At 47.0% G+C, this 4,018-nt stretch carries 5 protein-coding genes; all 5 read right to left on the bottom strand.

Annotated elements, in window-relative coordinates:
• Window positions 1–48: 48 nt before the first annotated feature.
• The 5 genes from pal to tolQ all read right to left on the bottom strand — a co-directional run bounded on the left by pal (window position 49) and on the right by tolQ (window position 3,982).
• Window positions 49–549: a peptidoglycan-associated lipoprotein Pal gene (gene pal, locus B7Y67_RS12285; protein ID WP_215302517.1), complete on the bottom strand. Its 501-nt coding sequence runs from the start codon at window positions 547–549 to the stop codon at window positions 49–51.
• Between the two features lie 118 nt (window positions 550–667).
• The gene (tolB, locus tag B7Y67_RS12280) at window positions 668–1,999 is read right to left on the bottom strand and encodes a Tol-Pal system beta propeller repeat protein TolB (protein ID WP_293598894.1); all 1,332 of its coding nucleotides are present in this window, start codon (window positions 1,997–1,999) and stop codon (window positions 668–670) included.
• A 3-nt stretch (window positions 2,000–2,002) separates the two neighbouring features.
• A complete protein-coding gene (locus B7Y67_RS12275; RefSeq protein WP_293598893.1) occupies window positions 2,003–2,884 on the bottom strand; it encodes an energy transducer TonB in 882 nt (293 codons plus the stop codon).
• Between the two features lie 19 nt (window positions 2,885–2,903).
• Window positions 2,904–3,323, bottom strand: a complete 420-nt coding sequence (tolR, locus tag B7Y67_RS12270) for a protein TolR (RefSeq protein WP_215302520.1) — start codon at window positions 3,321–3,323, stop codon at window positions 2,904–2,906.
• 2 nt (window positions 3,324–3,325) lie between these two features.
• Window positions 3,326–3,982 carry a protein TolQ gene (gene tolQ, locus B7Y67_RS12265; protein ID WP_215302521.1) on the bottom strand — a complete coding sequence of 219 codons (657 nt, stop codon included), beginning with the start codon at window positions 3,980–3,982 and terminating at the stop codon, window positions 3,326–3,328.
• Between the last annotated feature and the right edge of the window lie 36 nt (window positions 3,983–4,018).

Here is a 4,018-nt window from a genome sequence, read left to right as displayed (position 1 = left end):
AAAACGCTCGTGAGAGCGTTTTTTTAAAAGAGTGTGAAGGCATAGACATTAGTTTGTAATGTAAACAATATCAGCGCGACGGTTTTCTGCCCAAGCCGCTTCGCTATCACCTTCAGCTTTTGGCTTCTCTTTACCAAAGCTCACCGCCTCCATTTGGTTCTCAGAAACACCCATTAGGTTGAGTGACTTACGTACTGCATCTGAACGGCGTTGACCCAAAGCCAAGTTGTACTCTGCAGTGCCACGCTCATCGGTATTGCCTTGAATAATGACCTTTTGATTCGGGTTAGCTTTTAAGAAGCTTGCATGTGCGGATAATTGTTTTTGATATTTAGTTTGTACGGTGTATTCATTCAAATCAAAATACACACTACGCTGGAAAAGCGGGCTGCTTGGATCATTCCATGGCTGTGAGCCAAAGTTACCGCTACCACCACCATTAGCCCCATCAACATCATCCAATTTGACGCTTGAGCAAGCGGCTAAAAATAAAGCTGTTACCCCAACGAGAGTAAGGGTTGCGGTACGGCGTGCGATAGAAGTCTTCATGATCTGTCCTTTTTCCTACAAACTGAGTAACTAAATAAGCTGATAGCCAATATTATGCCCCTAAGAGCTCAATATTGGCTATTTAGCCGGAAAGATCAAAATTGAATTGACTGAGGCTTTAGTCCATAAAAGGACCCCAGGACGGCTGACGTACATCTGATCCTGGAATGCTCAATACCTGCTTAGAATTGCCATCTATTGAAACTGCAGCCAAAACCCGCTTTCCACCCAGCTTTGTGGAATACAGTACGTAGCGGCCATTTGCGGCAAAGGATGGGGACTCGTCGCTAGTTCCATCTGTCAGTGCTTGTGTATCGCCTGTTGCTAAATTGAGGATATAAAGGCGGAATGCCCCGCCAATATTGGCGATATAAGCCAGATACTTGCCGTCCGGTGAAATGCGCGGTGAAGTTACGAAACCTTGCTTGAAGGTGATGCGTTTAGCGCCCTCAACCTGCTCACCTTCGGAGCTCATCCGATAGATTTGTGGATTGCCACCACGATCGCTCGTGAAGTAAATATATCGACCATCTGCTGAATACTGTGGTTCGGTATCAATGGTGCGACCGCGCGTGAGGCGTTGTAGCCCAGTGCCATCCGCACTAATGCCATAGATCTGGGTATTGCCATCTTTGGAGAGTGATACAGCTAATTTCTTGCCATCTGGCGACCAGGCTGGTGCGCTGTTGTTTCCCTTTTGGTTGGATAGCGGAATACGGCGACCAGTAGCGAGCTCGTGGACGTAGATAACAGGTTTGCGATCTTCAAATGATACGTAAGCCACTTTCTTGCCATCGGGGGACCATGACGGGGAGATGATTGGCTCACCGCTATTCATGGCATTGCGAATATTTTGACCATCTGCATCAGAGATCACCAAACGATAGCGTTTACCTTCTTTAATAACGTAGGAAAGACGGGTTGAGAAGATGCCGCGTTCACCCAATAACTTAAGGATGATGTCATCTGCAATTTTGTGACCTGCAGCCCGTAAATTGTCTGCGCTGGAATTAATGTTTAAGCCACCAAGATTTTCGGATTTGCGAATATCAAAAAGCTTATAGTGAATCTCAAATTGACCTGCGCCAGTTTGAACTACGGAGCCTACCGCCAAAGCATCTGCACCTCGAGCCGCCCATGATTTGTAGTTCGGTGTGCCCTCGTCACTTTCGCTGGCATTGCCGTTTTCAGTGTTTTTGAAATAACCACTGCGTGCCAAATCTTGACGAATGATGTCAGTAACGCTAGTAGGTAATTTATTCTCATCTTTGAATCGCATTACGGCAATGGGATAGAGCGACTGACCTACGCCCGTGATTTCAATATTCATTTGCGCTAGCGCAGACGAGCTCATACCAAACATTGAGATCATCACGGCGAGCACTACTGTAGTAAGTGAAGAAACTTTTTTATAGGTAGTACGCTTAATCAATTTAGCTACTTGCAACATGCTTTAGTCCTTGGGTTTAAAGGTCAGCTTAACTTCTCTTTGGGGAATTTTGCCATTGTCGTCTTTCGGCAGACTTTCTGCGCGAGTGAGCGCAAGTAACACTGCGCGATCCCAGCCAGCATTTCCACTGGAGCTCACGAGATCTGTACTTAAGATCGCGCCATCGGGTGCGAGATTGACTTTAACGACTGCCGCAGGGTTGCCGCTTATTGATTCTGGGTTAAATACGATGAGCGGCTTTACTTTCTTAACTACCTTATCCGTCCAGCCAGGAGGTGCATTGCCGCCAGCGCCAACTCCGCTGCCACTTGTTCCACCACTGCCGCCTTCTGCACCAGCAGCTGCACGCAGGCGAGCTAGCTGATCCGCACGAACTTTTTCAGCTGCGGCATTGGCTTTGGTTTCAGCAGGTGATTTGGATTCCACTTTTTGAGGAGGATCAACTTTTTTTGGCTTTTCCTTCTCCTTTGGAGGTGGAGGTGCTTGTGCTGGTTTAGGAGCTTCTTTTTTTGGAGGCTCTTTTACTTTTTCCTTCGGAGGCGGAGGGGGAGGGGGAGGCTGTATAGCCTTAGGAACTTCTTTTGGCATTTCTTTTCTAGGAGGCTCTTTTTCAATAGGTTTTTTATTGATAGCGATGTCCGCTGCCTCTTCCTTGATCTCCGCCTTTACTTCTGGCACGACAGGTGTTTCAACTTGTTGACTAGCATCCCAGAGCTCAACTTCTACTCCAGAGGGGGTGGAGTTATTCCAGTTGATACCAATGACTAAGAATGCAAGTAAACCTAAGTGCGCAGCTAATGAAAAACTAAAAGCACGTTTTGTGCTTTCATTTTTAGTTGGGCGTCCTCGAGAAAAATTCGAGTGAAAAGTTTGCGCGCTATTCATGAATGCGGAACAAGAAGCCTTATTGACTCTTCACGGCAAGACCAACACGTTTCACGCCATTTTCTTTGAGTTTAGACATGACTTCCATCACAACTTCATACTTAATAGATTTGTCTGCAGCAAGAACAACGGGTTGCTCGGCGGATTTTTCTGCTTGTGATCTTGCAAATGCACCGAGCTCAAATTTGTTTAAGGTTTGAACCGGATCACCATCTTTGCGAACGATGATGTTTTCATTGGCATCGATTGTTAAAAAGACGGGTGGCAAAGATTGCACTTTTGCCCCACCTACAGTTGGTAAATTGACGACACCAGGATTGACCATCGGTGCAGTCACCATGAAGATGACGAGCAAGACCAACATGACATCAATGTACGGCACTACATTGATATCGGCCATTGCCCGACGCTTAGAGGATTTTCTGAGTGAGCCAGCCATGCTTATTTGCCTGAAGCTTGGCGTTGCAAGATATTGGTGAACTCTTCGATGAAGGTTTCAAAGCGGATGGCGAGCCGATCCACATCCGTAGCTGCGCGGTTGTATGCAACTACTGCAGGAATCGCTGCAAATAGACCGATCGCGGTGGCAACGAGCGCTTCAGCAATGCCTGGGGCTACTGCTGCCAAGGTGGCGTTTTGAACATTGGCCAAACCGCGGAAGGCATGCATGATCCCCCAAACGGTACCAAAAAGGCCAATATAGGGGGATACAGAGCCTACAGAAGCTAGGAATGGTAGGTTGGCTTCCAACATATCCATTTCACGCTGGTAGGTGGCTTTCATGGCGCGGCGGGCGGCGTCAATTTCTCGAACTTTCATGAACTCCTGCATGCCGGCCTCAAAGATATGTTCTAAAACAGCGTCGCTACGCGTATTGCGCTGAGCAGCATTAAATAAGGTGTTGAGATCTCCTCCGGACCAAAAGTCACGCTCAAAACGCTCGGTATCTTGCCTTACGCCTCGCAGAATGGCTGTTTTCTTAAAAATGATGGTCCATGAGGCCACAGACATGCTGAGTAATAACAACATTACTAGCTGGACTAATAGGCTGGCATTAAGGACTAGGGAGAGGAATGAGAGGTCTTGTGTAGTGGTCATGGTGGATTTTGTATGATGTAGGTTGATTTTACTAAG

The sequence above is a fragment of the Polynucleobacter sp. 35-46-11 genome (assembly GCF_002281105.1).
This window is presented reverse-complemented; position numbering and strand designations above follow the sequence as displayed.